Annotated in this window: 15 protein-coding genes; 5 read left to right on the top strand and 10 right to left on the bottom strand. The window is 75.0% G+C overall.

The window, feature by feature from the left end:
* Nucleotides 1-20: 20 nt before the first annotated feature.
* The gene (locus EDJALFJO_RS12430) at nucleotides 21-341 is read right to left on the bottom strand and encodes a hypothetical protein (RefSeq protein WP_088285634.1); all 321 of its coding nucleotides are present in this window, start codon (nucleotides 339-341) and stop codon (nucleotides 21-23) included.
* Nucleotides 342-536: 195 nt separating this feature from the next.
* Between EDJALFJO_RS12430 and EDJALFJO_RS12425 the strand changes: the two genes are divergently transcribed.
* On the top strand, nucleotides 537-1,271 hold the full coding sequence (locus tag EDJALFJO_RS12425) for an SDR family oxidoreductase (RefSeq protein ID WP_088285632.1): 735 nt from the start codon (nucleotides 537-539) through the stop codon (nucleotides 1,269-1,271).
* A gap of 106 nt (nucleotides 1,272-1,377) precedes the next feature.
* Here EDJALFJO_RS12425 and EDJALFJO_RS12420 read toward each other — a convergent pair whose 3' ends face one another.
* From EDJALFJO_RS12420 to EDJALFJO_RS12405, 3 genes are all read right to left on the bottom strand, one after another.
* Nucleotides 1,378-2,694 carry an OmpA family protein gene (locus EDJALFJO_RS12420; protein WP_088285630.1) on the bottom strand — a complete coding sequence of 439 codons (1,317 nt, stop codon included), beginning with the start codon at nucleotides 2,692-2,694 and terminating at the stop codon, nucleotides 1,378-1,380.
* Nucleotides 2,694-3,326, bottom strand: coding sequence for a helix-hairpin-helix domain-containing protein (locus EDJALFJO_RS36410; protein WP_088285637.1), 633 nt, complete (start codon nucleotides 3,324-3,326; stop codon nucleotides 2,694-2,696). The genes EDJALFJO_RS12420 and EDJALFJO_RS36410 overlap by 1 nt, the downstream gene beginning before the upstream one ends.
* Before the next feature lie 834 nt (nucleotides 3,327-4,160).
* Entirely contained in the window at nucleotides 4,161-4,523 is a 363-nt protein-coding gene (locus EDJALFJO_RS12405; protein WP_088285626.1) for a hypothetical protein, read from the bottom strand.
* A 336-nt stretch (nucleotides 4,524-4,859) separates the two neighbouring features.
* On the opposite strand from EDJALFJO_RS12405, the gene EDJALFJO_RS12400 reads away from it, so the two are divergent.
* Nucleotides 4,860-6,248 carry a S9 family peptidase gene (locus tag EDJALFJO_RS12400; protein WP_088285624.1) on the top strand — a complete coding sequence of 463 codons (1,389 nt, stop codon included), beginning with the start codon at nucleotides 4,860-4,862 and terminating at the stop codon, nucleotides 6,246-6,248.
* A 33-nt stretch (nucleotides 6,249-6,281) separates the two neighbouring features.
* Here the strand turns inward: EDJALFJO_RS12400 and EDJALFJO_RS12395 are convergent, their stop codons facing one another.
* From EDJALFJO_RS12395 to EDJALFJO_RS12385, 3 genes are read right to left on the bottom strand one after another with little or no spacing between them, the layout of a single operon-like run.
* Nucleotides 6,282-6,668: a VOC family protein gene (locus EDJALFJO_RS12395; protein WP_088285622.1), complete on the bottom strand. Its 387-nt coding sequence runs from the start codon at nucleotides 6,666-6,668 to the stop codon at nucleotides 6,282-6,284.
* Nucleotides 6,665-6,955, bottom strand: a complete 291-nt coding sequence (locus EDJALFJO_RS12390) for a helix-turn-helix transcriptional regulator (protein ID WP_088285620.1) — start codon at nucleotides 6,953-6,955, stop codon at nucleotides 6,665-6,667. The genes EDJALFJO_RS12395 and EDJALFJO_RS12390 overlap by 4 nt, the downstream gene beginning before the upstream one ends.
* A 32-nt stretch (nucleotides 6,956-6,987) precedes the next feature.
* The gene (locus EDJALFJO_RS12385) at nucleotides 6,988-7,539 is read right to left on the bottom strand and encodes a PadR family transcriptional regulator (RefSeq protein WP_088285618.1); all 552 of its coding nucleotides are present in this window, start codon (nucleotides 7,537-7,539) and stop codon (nucleotides 6,988-6,990) included.
* A gap of 75 nt (nucleotides 7,540-7,614) precedes the next feature.
* On the opposite strand from EDJALFJO_RS12385, the gene EDJALFJO_RS12380 reads away from it, so the two are divergent.
* Nucleotides 7,615-8,043 (top strand): hypothetical protein, encoded by a 429-nt coding sequence (locus tag EDJALFJO_RS12380; RefSeq protein WP_143448538.1) that lies wholly within the window; start codon nucleotides 7,615-7,617, stop codon nucleotides 8,041-8,043.
* Here the strand turns inward: EDJALFJO_RS12380 and EDJALFJO_RS12375 are convergent.
* Nucleotides 8,030-8,356 (bottom strand): putative quinol monooxygenase, encoded by a 327-nt coding sequence (locus tag EDJALFJO_RS12375; protein ID WP_088285614.1) that lies wholly within the window; start codon nucleotides 8,354-8,356, stop codon nucleotides 8,030-8,032. The genes EDJALFJO_RS12380 and EDJALFJO_RS12375 overlap by 14 nt on opposite strands.
* Before the next feature lie 82 nt (nucleotides 8,357-8,438).
* On the opposite strand from EDJALFJO_RS12375, the gene EDJALFJO_RS12370 reads away from it, so the two are divergent.
* Together EDJALFJO_RS12370 and EDJALFJO_RS12365 are read left to right on the top strand one after the other, a co-directional pair.
* Nucleotides 8,439-8,906, top strand: a complete 468-nt coding sequence (locus EDJALFJO_RS12370; RefSeq protein ID WP_088285612.1) for a MarR family winged helix-turn-helix transcriptional regulator — start codon at nucleotides 8,439-8,441, stop codon at nucleotides 8,904-8,906.
* The gene (locus EDJALFJO_RS12365) at nucleotides 8,903-10,264 is read left to right on the top strand and encodes an MFS transporter (protein ID WP_088285610.1); all 1,362 of its coding nucleotides are present in this window, start codon (nucleotides 8,903-8,905) and stop codon (nucleotides 10,262-10,264) included. Before EDJALFJO_RS12370 ends, EDJALFJO_RS12365 begins: the two co-directional genes overlap by 4 nt.
* Nucleotides 10,265-10,765: 501 nt before the next feature.
* On the opposite strand, the gene EDJALFJO_RS12360 is transcribed toward EDJALFJO_RS12365, so the two are convergent.
* Nucleotides 10,766-11,689 carry an NADP-dependent oxidoreductase gene (locus tag EDJALFJO_RS12360; protein WP_198950237.1) on the bottom strand — a complete coding sequence of 308 codons (924 nt, stop codon included), beginning with the start codon at nucleotides 11,687-11,689 and terminating at the stop codon, nucleotides 10,766-10,768.
* A 63-nt stretch (nucleotides 11,690-11,752) separates the two neighbouring features.
* The gene (locus tag EDJALFJO_RS12355) at nucleotides 11,753-12,580 is read right to left on the bottom strand and encodes a CPBP family intramembrane glutamic endopeptidase (protein ID WP_088285608.1); all 828 of its coding nucleotides are present in this window, start codon (nucleotides 12,578-12,580) and stop codon (nucleotides 11,753-11,755) included.
* Nucleotides 12,581-12,748 lie beyond the last annotated feature (168 nt).

Here is a 12,748-nt window from a genome sequence, read left to right as displayed (position 1 = left end):
CCCCCGACCTTCCGGTGCGCCTACTGGCCGCTCATGGCGAGCGACCTCGAGGCCGCCGGGTAGACCTCGGTGTCCGTCGACAGCGCGAGCAGGTCGTCGTCGGTGAGCCCGGCCTCGGCGGCCCAGACCGGGTCCGCGTAGTCGTGGTGGTCCGGGGCCGCGGACCACTCCGCCGGCACCCAGGTGACGTCGTCCGCCGGGTCCGCGTCGACGACCGGGATCATGTCCGTCATGGGCTCGGCCCAGCCGCGGTTGCGCCCGAAGACGAGCCAGCCGGAGACGAGCCCGAGCACCCACGCGAGCAGCAGGAGCACGAAGGACTGCTGGACGAACCAGAGCACCGGCCGCTCCTCTCCTGCTCGCGCCACGGTCGGTCGCCGGTCCCGGCCCCCGCCGCGGCGCCGCGTGAGTGGCTGCAACCGCCCATCGGCGGGGCACAGCCTGTCACGACGGCCTCATGATCGACAAACGTTGACACGCATCACGCCGGTTCCCTTCCGGTGCGGTGCAGGGCGGTGACGTGCTGGGATGAGCCCATGACACGACGTACAGCAGTGGTGACCGGCGCGAGCAGCGGTATCGGCGCGGCCACGGTGCGTGCACTCGCCGCCGAGGGATGGGACACCGTCGCGGCCGCGCGGCGGCTCGACCGGTGCGAGGCGCTCGCCGCCGAGGTCGGCGGCCGGGCGCTCGCGCTCGACGTCACGGACGACGACTCCGTCGCCGCCTTCGCCCGCGAGGTCGGCCCGGTCGACGTCGTCGTGCACAGCGCCGGCGGCGCGCTCGGCCTCGACCGCTTCGAGGACGGCGACGTCGAGCAGTGGCGGTGGATGTTCGACGCGAACGTCCTCGGCGTGCTGCGGGTGACGAAGGCGCTCCTGCCGGCGCTGCGCGCGAGCGGCGACGCGCACATCGTCGTCCTCGGCTCGATCGCGGGCTTCGAGGTCTACCCGGGCGGGGCCGGGTACACCGCGGCCAAGCACGCGGTGAACGCGGTCTGCCGCACGCTGCGCATCGAGCTCGTCGCCGAGCCGATCCGGATCACCGAGGTGCAGCCCGGGATGGTCGACACCGAGTTCTCCCTCGTCCGGTTCGACGGCGACGCCGACCGCGCCAGGAACGTCTACAAGGGCCTCGTCCCGCTCAGCGCGGACGACGTCGCGGACGTCGTCCGGTTCGCCGTCACCCGGCCCTCGCACGTCAACATCGACACCCTCGTCGTCCGGCCCCGCGCGCAGGCGACCGGGATGATCGCGTACCGCGAGCCCTGAGCCGGTCCGATCGAGCGTCCGCGCACCGCACGACGAAGGCCCCCGCCGCCCGGCGGGGGCCTTCGTCATGACGTGCGGGCCGGCGCCCGGAGGGGCCGGTGGAGCGTCAGCCGCGGACCTCGAAGACGACCCGGCGGTTCTTCGCCCGGTTCTTCGTCGTCGTGTTCGGGAACGCCGGCTTCGCCTCGCCGAACCCCTTCGACGTGAGCCGGTCGCGCTCCACCCCGAGCCCGCGCAGCGTGACGAGCACGGTGCGCGCGCGGGCCGCGGAGAGCTCCCGGTTGACCCGGTCCGAGCCACGGTCGTCGGTGTGCCCCTGGACCTGCACCTCGACGTCCGGGTAGGCCGTGAGGATCTCGGCGACGTTGCGGACGGTCTCCCGGCCCGACTTCGTGAGCGTCGCGCTGCCGGTCGCGAAGGTGATCTTCGGCAGCTCGGCGATCGCGGCCCGGACGGCGTCCTGGGCGTCCGTCTGCTCGCTGTCGCTGCGCACGGAGAGCCCGTCGCGGACCTTCGCGGCATCCCCGACGACGGCCTCGGCCGCACCGAGGGCGGCCTGGCGGGCCTCCTCGGAGCCGACCGTGCCATCGAGCGCGAGGGTGCCGCCGTCGAGCGTCACCGTCGCGTCTGCGTCCCGGCCGAGCCCGGCGAGGACGCCGCCGAGGGCCGAGAGGCCGCCCGGTGCGACGTCGGGGTCGATCGTCAGCCGGTCGGTGACGTTGCCCTCTCCGGCCACGGCGGACGCCGCGGCGACGAGCGCGTCCCGGGCCGCCTCGTCGGGCATGGTGCCCGTGAGGGTGATCCCGGACGTCGACACGACGAGCTTCGCGGACGGCGCCACCGTGCCCGCCGTGCCGCCCGGCGTCGTGCTCGCCGACGGTGTCGGCGAGGTGCTCGGCGACTGCGTCGGGGTGCCGGTCTCCGTCGCGGTGGGGACCGGTGTCGTCGCCGCCGGGGACGGCGACGACGGCGCCTGGGACGGGGTCACCGCGGGCGTCTGCGTCGCCGGCGGCTGCGTCGCGGTGCCGGTCGGCCCCGGCGTCCGGACGGCGAGCCTGTCGAGCGCGACCCGGACGCCGTTCTGCGAGCGCACGGTGTCGAGGATGCGGGCCCGGTCGGCCTCGGTGTCGACCGTGCCGGTGACGACGCCGTCGCGCCCCTCGAAGGAGACCGAGACGTCGGCGGTGGCGGTACCGAGGGCCGTCGTCGACCGTTCGGTGAGGTCGTTCTCGATCGAGCTGCGGTTCGGCCAGCCCTGACCGACCCCGAGCGCGGCGAGCCCGAGGACGCCGGCCGCGAGCGGCCAGGCGACGCTGCGCCGGCTGCGCTCCCAGACGTGCCCCTCGACCGTGCGGGTCGTCGTCGTCTCGGTCTCGACGGTGCTCTGCGGGTCGGTGCTCTGCTTCTCGTCGACCCGGGGCATCAACGGCTCCGGCCGGGCTCGCGGCCGGCGACGAGCGACTCGGTGAGCTTGATGAAGCCGACCTCGTCACCGTCGGCGAGGAAGCGCGCCTGGCGCGACCACGTCGGCAGGCTCGGCGCGAACCGCAGGCCGGCCGCCTCGAGCGCCGCCTGCAGGGTGGGCACGTCCGCGTCCGCGAGCCGGCGGAAGCTCCGGATCCCCGCGCTGCGCAGGGCGCTCGCGATCCGCGGGCCGATGCCCTCGATCCGCTCGAGGTCGTCCTCGGCCGAGTCGTCCTCGACGGTGTCGTCGTCCGCACCGGCCGCGGCGGAGACCAGCCCGGCGGCGACCCCGGGAGCGGCCGCTGCGGCCGCCCCGTCCGCGTCCGGCGCCGCGTCGGCGACCGGCTGCGTCGCCGTCTCGTCCGCCGGCTCGTCGGCCTCGGTCGCGTCCTGGCCCGCACCGTCGGTGCCGGCGCCGTCCTCGACGGCGGACAGGTCGATGACGTCGTCCTCGCCCGTGCTCTGCGTCGGCAGCTGCGCGACGGCGTTGGCGACGGCGTCCTGGTCGGTGCCGGCGACCGCGTCGTCGGTGACGTCGACGACGGTCTCCTCGGGCAGGTCGGAGTCCGCCGGCAGCGCGACGACGGTCACCGGCTCGGCGTCCGGCGTGCCGGCCGCGTCGTCCGTGACCTGCACTTCGGCGTCGGCGTCGGCGTCGCCGCCGACGCTGCNCGTCGGCGTCGGCGTCGGCAGCGTCGGCGGCGGCGGCCTCGGCCGTGCCCTCGGCGTCCGTGCCGGCCGCGTCGGTGACCTCCGCGGAGGTGTCGTCAGCGGTCGCGTCGGTGGTGGGGGCCGCGTCGTCGCCCTCCGCACCGCCCGCGCCGTCCGCGACGGCGTCCGCCTCGGCGGTCACCACGGTCGCGTCCGTGTCGGTCGACGTGCCGGCGTCACCGTCGGCGTCACCGTCGGCGTCCGGTGCGGTGCCGTCCGCGGCGTCGGCGGAGCCGGCCACGGCGGCCGCCCCCGCGCCGCCGGCGAGCAGCGACTGGAGCCGACCGATCTCGGCGTCCTTCTCCGCGACGGCCTTGTCGTGCCGACGGCTGATGACGGTCACGGCCTCGGACTCGGTGAAGGCGGCCTTGCGGTACTGGATACGCCAGTACCAGTAGCCGACCAGGCACCCGAGAACGAAGGCCAGAAGAATGAAAAGTGCAGACTGCCAGGCGAACCAGGCCACTGGGCCCTCCATGACGAACGACGCGAACCCCCCGCGGTGCGTGAGCATGCCATGTGGGCGACGCAGCGCGACGAAGAACGCAAGATCTTGTGTGCGGACGGTGACGCTCTGGTGATGACCCTGCCTGTCCCGTGCCCTGGCACCCGGGACGTACGGGCTGGTCAGCCCCCTGGCGGGCGGCTCCGGACGGCGTCCTTGCGGTTGGGCCGTCCGGGGGACGTCAGCGTCGGGCATCGTGCGACACGCCGTCAAGACACGCCGGGGTCGGGGCCGGACACGCCGCGCACCTGCCCGTCGGCCCGTGCGCCGTCCTGTGCAGCCGGCCCGTCGTCGTCCGCCGGGCGCACCGCGGACGCCGCGAGGCACCCGTAGTACTGGACGCCGGGCGTCGTCCCGTAGGTCACGACGGCCCGCCACCCGCCGTCGCCGCGGACCCAGCCGTGCAGCCGGCCGGGGTACCAGCGGCCGTCGGTGTGCCGGGCCTCGACGCGCGGCCGGTCGAAGGGACCGAACGGGCCGCGGGCCGCCGGTGGCACGTCGCCCCGGGCCCGGGCGGGTGTGACGGGCGAGGCGGGCGGGACGGGCTGGACGGGCCGGACGGGGTCGGGCACGGGGCCTGCCTCTCACGGCGGTGGCGGACGGCGTGCTGCCGGCCCGCGACCGCGACGGCTCGACCCTGTCTCGGTGCTCGACCCGGACATCGAACAGGTGTTCGATCTCCTGCCGTCATGTGTACCGCGTGCCGGCGGCCCGGCGCGTGCGCCGAACGGGTGGTCCGGCGGGCTGCCGACCGAACGTGCCGGCAGGTCCGGGCGGACCCGGTCTCTCACCGACGTCGACAGGTCTGCGTGTCAGCCTCGTCACGTCTGGTGATCACCGGAGGAGTCGACCAGGGAATTCTTCGACTTGTGCCAACACGGGCAGTCACCGCGGCATACGATCTCGCCGTGCTTCTCGCCCCCGTGAGCAGCGAGGTCGCCTTCTGGCACGGCATGGACCGGCTGGTGGGTGACGTCGTCCTGCCTCCGTGGCCCGGTCCGCACCCCGCCGTCCTTCTCGTCCGGCCGCCGCAGGCCGGTGCTGCGCCGTGCACGTGGCAGCAGCGCCTCGCGGCCGCCGGCATCGCGAGCCTCGCCTACGACGCGCCCGGTGCGGGCCGTTCGACGGGCGACTGGCGCCGCCAGGTCGTGGGGGACCGGGCGAGCGAGGTGCTCGCCGCCCGTGAGGTGCTCGCGGCCCGCAGCGACGTCGCCGCCGACGCGATCGCGCTGCTCGTCGTCGGGGAGTCCGGCTGGGCCGGGATCCGGGCCGAGGCCTTCGCGCGGGTTTTCGCCGGGCTCGTCCTGCTGTCCGTGCCCGTTCTCGAGCCGGTCGCCGTCGAGCAGTACCGGCTCGGTCGCCGCCTCGAGCGGCACGGCGTCGGCACCGACGAGATCGGCCTCGCCGTCGCGGTGCTCCGGGAGCGCTTCCGCCGGCTCGCCGACGGTGCGGACGCCGACGAGGTGCTCTACGCCGAGGCCGCCTGCCGTTCCGCGGCCTGGTACCGGCTCATGCCGCAGCTGACGGCCCAGGACGTCCCGCTCTTCACCCGGCTCGTCGGTGTCGACCCGGCGCCGGAGCTGTCGGCCGTCACCTGCCCGGTCCTCGCGCTCATGGGCGCCGCCGACCTCAGCGTGCCGGTGCAGCGCAACGTCGAGGCCGTGCTGTCGGCACTGCGCTCGGTCGGCCACACCGACCACGCGTGCGTCGTCGTCCCGGAGGCCGACCACGAGCTGCGCGGTCCCGGCCCCGAGACCGCCCCGGGCGTCCATGAGCTCGTCGTGACGTGGCTCGACCGCCGGCTGGCCCGGGCGCGCCGCGCCGCGGCCGCAGCAGCCCAGGCCGCGCCGCTGCCGGTCACGCCGCTGCCCGTGCCGGTGGCACCGGCCGCGGCTGCGGCTCCCGCGCCGTCCCGGATGCCGCCGCCGCCTCCCGTGCTCGTCGGGGCGAACGGCGCCGCGAACGGCTCCCTGAACGGTTCGGCGAACGGCTCCGCGAACGGGCGGGCGCGCACCGCGACGAACGGTGCGTCGACGAACGGGGCACCGGCGGGCCGGCCCGAGGACCCGGCCGGCAGTCGCTGGGCCGGGTACGGCGACTCCGAGCCCGGGCACGGTCTCCCGTCGGGCGGGTACGTGCCGCCGTCGGACGACCTGTTCGCGCCCCGGCACGCCGAGCCCGCTGCGCCGTCCGCGTCGCAGCCCGCGCCGGGTCGGGGCCAGGGCGACAGCGACGAGATGCACCTGCCGATCACCCAGGTCATGCCGATCGTCGGGCGGCAGCCGCCGCGGTTCTGACCGTCGGCGGAGCCGGCCCCGTCGGGGCCGGGGTCAGTGCATCGTGGCGATCTGGATGAGGTTGCCGCACGTGTCGTCGAGGACGGCGGTCGTCACCGGCCCCATGGCGAGCGGCTCCTGGGTGAACCGGACGCCGAGCGCGACGAGCCGGGCGTGCTCCGCCTCCACGTTCTCGACGGCGAACGCGGTGAACGGGATGCCGTCCGCGACGAGCGCCGCCTTGTAGACGGTGGAGGCGGGGTGCCCCTCCGGCTCGAGGAGCAGCTCGACGCCGTCCGGGTCCTGGGGCGACACCACGGTGAGCCAGCGGTGCTCGCCGAGCGGCACCTCGGTCTTCTTCACGAAGCCGAGCACCTCGGTGTAGAAGCGCAGCGCACGCTCCTGGTCGTCGACGCACACGCTCGTCAGGGCGATCCTCATGTCTGCTCCTGGGGTGGTGGGGGCTGCGGCCAGCGGTCGAGGAGCGCGCGCAGCGGACGGGTGTCGAGGTGGTGGAACGTGTACCGGCCCTCGCGGCGGCGGGTGACGAGCCCGGCGGCCCCGAGGACGTCCACGTGCTGGGAGACGGCCTGCCGGGACGACGTCAGGCCGTGCCGGCCCACGAGCCGGGTGACGAGCTCGAAGAGGGTCTGGCCGTCGCGGTCGGTCAGCTCGTCGAGGATCGCCCGGCGGGTCGGGTCGGCGAGCGCCTTGAAGACGTCACCCACGGCCCGACCATAGGCAAGCATTCACTTGCATGTCAATGCGCTCCGGGGTCGTCCGCGGCGGCGAGCAGGGCGAGCGCCTCGTCGGCCCAGGCGAGCTGGGCGCGGGCGCCGTGCTCGCCGGCCGCCACGGTGACGAGGAAGTAGGCCCGGTTGCCGGCGTCCGGCTCGGCCTCGACCTCGCGGCGCAGCGCCGCGTAGGTCGAGAGCGACGCCTCGGCCCGCGCCCGGACGTCACGGACGAGGCCGCGGCAGACCTCCGGGCCGAGGAGCCGGCCGAAGAACAGCCGCAGGAGCAGCCCGTTGCGGGGCGGTGCCGGTTCGTCCGGCTCGGCGAGCAGCGCGCGCAGCCGGGCCAGCCCGTCGTCCGTGATCTCGAAGACCCGGCCCGACGTCCGGCCGTCGGCGGCGGCGCGGACCAGCCCGGCCGCCTCGAGCCGGGCGAGGGCGGGGTAGATCTGCCCGAAGCTCTCGCTCCAGAAGTGGCCCAGGGTCTCGGTGATCGCCGCCCGGACCGCGTAGCCGCTCATCGGCTGCACCGACAGCGCGCCGAGCACGGCGAGGTCGGTGCGCGAGGGGCGGGCCACGTCGGGACTCTACGACGCGTGCCCGGTGCCGGCCGGATGTTGTAGATATCTGGCAGATATGTTCTGATGGTGGGCATGGTCGAGAGCCCGCCCGTGCCCCGCCCGGATGTCCGGTCCGGGGCCGCCGCCGCGGTCCTGCTCGCCGTCACGGCGGCGTTCCAGGTCGCCCTCGCCGCTGGTGCGCCGTGGGGCGCGGCGGCCTGGGGCGGTGCGCATCCCGGCGTGCTGCCCGCGGGGCTGCGGGGCGCGAGCGCGGGCACCCTCGTCGTCTACGGCCCGCTCGCCGCGGTGGCCGTGGGCCGGCTGGGCCGGCCGGCGACCCGGCGCAGGGTGCTCCGGGCGGCGTCCGGCCTCATGGCGCTGGGTGCGGTGATGAACGCCGCCTCGCCGTCGGCCGTGGAGAAGATCTGGGTCCCGGTGACGGCGGCGCTCGCCGTCCTGCTGTGGCGGGCCGCGCCGCCCGTGCCGCCCGCCCCGGCGGGCGGGGTCGTCAGCGCGGGCTGATCTCGCCCATCTCCGACCAGCCGGACTGGCCGGGGATCTCGACGTTGATGATCTCCGGCTTCGCCGCGACCGCGTCGGGCAGCGTGTCCATCGCCGCCTTGAAGTGGTCGGACTGCACGTGGGCCACGCCGGCGTCGCCGTCCGCGAAGGCCTCGACGAGCGTGTAGCGCGTCGGGTCGTCGACGTCCCGCGACCAGTCGAAGAACAGGTTGCCGGGCTCGGCCCGCGTCGCCTCCGTGAAGGGGCCGACGATCGACAGCCACTCGTCGGCGAGCTCGGGGCGGATCTGCCAGCGCACCACGATGAAAATCATGCGCCGATCGTCGCTGCTCCGGGCTGGTGAGGCAAGACCTTGCGGAAATACTTAGCAAGACTAATGAGTTAGGCTAAGCATCATGGAGACAGTCGTCCCGCGCCCGGGCAGGCAGCCCGGCAAGCAGCAGTGCCGGCCCGCCGGGCTGGCCGCGGAGCTGCGCCCGGCCCTCATGCGCACGGTCCGCAGGATCCGCGCCGAGAAGGCGGACGCCGACCTCACCGAGGCCCAGTACTCCGTGCTCGCGCTGCTCGACCGGGAGGGGCCGCAGAGCCCGAGGGCGCTCGCCGCCTACGAGCGGGTGCAGCCGCCGTCGATGACCCGCACGGTCGCCGCGCTCGCCGACCTCGGGCTGGTGACGCGCAGCGAGCACCCGGACGACGGCCGTCAGGTCGTCGTCGCCCTCACCGCCGCGGGCACCGCCACGATCCGCGAGACCCGTCGCCGGCGGGACGCCTGGCTCGCCCGGCGCCTCGCCGAGCTCACCCCCGCCGAGCGCGAGACGCTCGCCGCCGCCAGCGAGATCCTGAGGAGGATCGCCGCCTCGTGAGTCCCACGTTCCGCTCGCTCAGCATCCCGAACTACCGGATCTGGGCCGCCGGCGCCATCGTGTCGAACACCGGCACGTGGATGCAGCGCGTCGCCCAGGACTGGCTCGTCCTCACCGTGCTCACCGAGAACTCCGGGGTCGCCGTCGGCATCACGACCGGCCTGCAGTTCGCCCCGGCGCTGCTGCTCGCGCCCGTCGCGGGTGCCGTCGCGGACCGGCTCGACCGCCGCCGGGTGCTCATGGCGACCCAGACGGCGTCCGGCCTGCTCGCACTCGTGCTCGGCCTGCTCGTCGTCACCGGGACGGCGCAGCTCTGGATGGTCTACGCGCTCGCCTTCGGCCTCGGCCTCGTCGCGGCGATCGACGCCCCGGCCCGGCAGGCGTTCGTGTCGGAGATGGTCCCCGTCGAGGTCCTGCCGAACGCCGTCGGGCTCAACAGCGCCTCGTTCCACGCGGGCCGGCTCATCGGCCCCGGCGTCGCGGGCCTGCTCATCCACTGGCTCGGCACCGGTCCGGTGTTCCTCATCAACGCCGCGACCTTCGGTGCCGTCCTGCTGTCGCTGACCCGGATGCGCGTGGCCGACCTGCGCCGTCCGACCCGGACCGTGCGCGGCAGGGGCGCCGTCCGCGAGGGGCTGCGGTACGTCCGCGGCCGGCGGGACATCCTCCTCATCCTCGTCGTCGTGGGCATGGTCGGCACGTTCGGCCTGAACTTCCAGCTGACGACGGCGCTCATGGCCCGGCTCGTCTTCGACAAGGGTGCGGGGGAGTACGGCCTGCTCGGCAGCATCATGGCGATCGGCTCGCTCGGCGGTGCGCTGCTCGCCGCCCGTCGCGAGCACCCGCGGCTGCGGCTCGTGCTCGGTGCGGCGATGGCCTTCGGCGTCTTCGCCCTCGTCGCCTCGGTGATGCCGACGTACACGCTCTTCGCGATCGCCCTGGTCCCCGTCGGCCTGGCGTCGCTGACCCTCATGACCGCCGCGAACTCCACGGTGCAGATGACGACGCCCCCGGAGATGCGCGGCCGCGTCATGGCGCTCTACATGGCGGTGTTCATGGGCGGCACCCCGATCGGCTCACCGATCATCGGCTGGGTCGGCGAGACCTTCGGCGCCCGCTGGACGATCGCCCTCGGCGGCATCGTCACCCTCGTCACCGCGCTGCTGTGCGTCGCGTGGCTGATGCTCGCCCGTGGCGTGCACGTCCGCTACGACCTGCACGCGAGCCCGCACCTCGTCGTCACCGAGGACCCGGCGCCCGCCGCACCGGCAGGTCGTGACGCCGAGGCCCGCGAGCGCGAGGCCGCCCGCGAGAAGGTCGCCGCCGACCAGACCCGGGACAGCGCCTCCGCCGCCTGACCGCCGTCCGCGCCCGATCCGGGGTCGTCGACCGGATCCCGGCTCCGCACCCCGGATCCGGCCCTCCGGGTGAGCGGACGTCGTCCCGATGGTTTGCTCTGCCCTCACGTGATGAGGGTGCCGGCGAGCCGGGCAGACGTCGTCCCCGATGGTTTGCTCTGCCATCAGCAGCGAGCCAGGCCCGTCGGGACGTCGACCACAACGCATACAGAAGTGTCCTTCTCGCGGCACAACCGGCCGAGAAGGCCGCTTCTGTATGCGTTGTGGCGTCCGCCGGGCCTGATGGCCGGCCGGGCCGTTGGCTCGCTGGTGATGGCAGAGCAAGCGAGCGGGCCGGCCGTGAACGTCGGGGCGGGCGGCGGTGTCGGCCACGGGACGCCGCGCCACAGCTTCGGCGTTGCTCCGCGACCCGCCGGGCAGTTCGCGGTGTGTCCGCGGGCAACGACGAAGCTGTGGCGCGCTCGGCGCCGGCTCGCTCCTGATGGCAGAGCAAGCGCGCGGCTACTCGCTGACGCGGATCGCGATCTTGCCGCGGGTGTGACCCTCCATGCTGAGCCGGAAGGCGTCGGCGACCTCGTCGAGGCCGAAGGTGCGGGCCACGGGGACGCTGAGGTGGCCGCCGTCCGCGAGGTCGGCGAGGGCCGCGAGGCCGGGGCCGTCGGGGCGGACCCAGACGTACCGGCCGCCGGCCTCGGTGACCGAGCCGTCGGCGATGCTCGCGTGCCGGCCGCCGTCGCGCAGGACGGCCGTCGTCACGTCGAGGACGCCGCCGACGAGGTCGACGACCGCGTCCACACCGGCCGGGGCCAGGGCCCGCACCCGGTCGACGACACCGTCGCCGTACGCGACCGGCTCGGCGCCGAGGGAGGCGACGAAGTCGTGGTTGGCGGGCGAGGCCGTCCCGATGACCCGGGCGCCGAGCGCGCGGGCGACCTGGACGGCGAGCGCTCCCACGCCACCGGCGGCCGCGTGCACGAGCACCGTGTCGCCGTCCGTGAGGCCGACGGCCGCGAGGGCCCGCTGCGCGGTGAGGCCGGCGAGCGGCAGGCCCGCGGCGGCGTCCCAGTCGAGCGACTTCGGCTTGTAGGCGATCGCCCGGACCGGCACGGTGACGAGCTCGGCGAACGTCCCGCCGTGGACGACGTCCTTGCGGGCGTAGGCGACCACCTCGTCGCCGGCCGAGACCTCGGGGGTGTCGAAGCCGACCCGCTCGACGACGCCCGCGACGTCCCAGCCGGGCACGACCGGGAAGACCGCGTCCATGACCGGGTCGAGGCCGCCGGACATGACCTTCCAGTCGACGGGGTTCACCGATGCGCTCCGGACCCGGACGAGGACCTCGCCGGGGCCGACCTTGGGGTCGGGCAGCTCCCCGGTCCGCAGGACCTCGGGGCCGCCGTACTCGCTGTAGAAGGTTGCTCTCACACCCGTCAGCATGCGTCCGGACGGCGTCCCGCGCAGATCCACTGCGCCCCGGGACCCGGACGGCTACAGCCCGAGCCGGTCCGCGAAGAGCTGGTAGCCGACGAACGCGACGACGTCGAGCAGCGTGTGCGCGACGACGAGCGGCATGACCCGCTTGCGGCGCACGAACCACAGCCCGAAGACGACGCCCATGACGGCGTTGCCGACGAACGGGCCGAAGCCCTGGTACAGGTGGTACGAGCCGCGCAGGACGGCGCTGCACCCGACGACCGCCCAGACCGTCCAGCCGCGCTCGCGCAGCCGCGTGACGAGGTAGCCGACGACGACCACCTCCTCGAGGACGGCGTTCTTCACCGCCTGGAGCACGAGCACCGGCACCGCCCACCAGTACGGCGCGAGCCCGGAGGCGACGACCTGCGCCGTGATGCCGAGCTCGCGGCCGACGACGTACAGCGCCAGGCCCGGCAGGCCGATGACGGCGGCGAGGACGGCGCCCTCCGCGAGGTCGCGCCACGGCCGCCGGACGTCGAACCCGACGAGCCGGAACGCGTTGCGGCCGCCCTCGGCGAGCAGCCAGAGCGCGAGCGCGACCGGGACGAGGGTGAACAGGACGTCCGCGAGCTGGTAGACGAGGTCGAGGTAGGGCCGCGCGCTCCGCGAGGCGTTGAGCGTCGCGGTCTGCTGGGCGAGCGGGCGGCCGGCGGTGAGCTTGGCGGCGAGGCTGATGACCGAGTACGCCGCGGACTGGCCGAGCGAGAGCCCGAGGACGATCCACACCTCGGCGGTTGCCCGGCGCCGGGCCCGCTTCGTGGCAGAGTCCTCCTCCGGCGTCCCGGGAGGGGCCGTCCGGTCGGCTGCCACGGGTGCCGGTCCGGCGGGGCTCTCGTTCATGGCGCCATTGTGCGCAGGACCCCTGAGAACGGCCTGAGGGGGAGGAACGGCAGGATGGTCCCGGACGGCCAAGGGGGTGGCGTGGAACGACCGGACGACGCACGGCAGGTCGCCCCTGCCCGCGTGCCCCGGCGGTGGGCCGGGCCGGCGAGCGCGAGCAGCCCGACG

The organism is Kineosporia sp. A_224 (assembly GCF_002198655.1).
In the GTDB taxonomy this organism is placed as follows: Bacteria; Actinomycetota; Actinomycetes; order Actinomycetales; family Kineosporiaceae; genus R-H-3.
Note: the sequence above shows the minus strand (reverse complement) of the source record. Positions and strands in the feature narration are given on the sequence as shown.

What these genes read in the sequence shown, in the direction of transcription:
- EDJALFJO_RS12425 (WP_088285632.1), top strand. Translation starts at nt 537, where the DNA reads ATGACACGACGTACAGCAGTGGTGACCGGCGCGAGCAGCGGTATCGGC.
- EDJALFJO_RS12420 (WP_088285630.1), bottom strand. Translation starts at nt 2,694, where the DNA reads ATGCCCCGGGTCGACGAGAAGCAGAGCACCGACCCGCAGAGCACCGTC.
- EDJALFJO_RS12395 (WP_088285622.1), bottom strand. Translation starts at nt 6,668, where the DNA reads ATGAGGATCGCCCTGACGAGCGTGTGCGTCGACGACCAGGAGCGTGCG.
- EDJALFJO_RS12380 (WP_143448538.1), top strand. Translation starts at nt 7,615, where the DNA reads ATGGTCGAGAGCCCGCCCGTGCCCCGCCCGGATGTCCGGTCCGGGGCC.
- EDJALFJO_RS12375 (WP_088285614.1), bottom strand. Translation starts at nt 8,356, where the DNA reads ATGATTTTCATCGTGGTGCGCTGGCAGATCCGCCCCGAGCTCGCCGAC.
- EDJALFJO_RS12370 (WP_088285612.1), top strand. Translation starts at nt 8,439, where the DNA reads ATGGAGACAGTCGTCCCGCGCCCGGGCAGGCAGCCCGGCAAGCAGCAG.
- EDJALFJO_RS12355 (WP_088285608.1), bottom strand. Translation starts at nt 12,580, where the DNA reads ATGAACGAGAGCCCCGCCGGACCGGCACCCGTGGCAGCCGACCGGACG.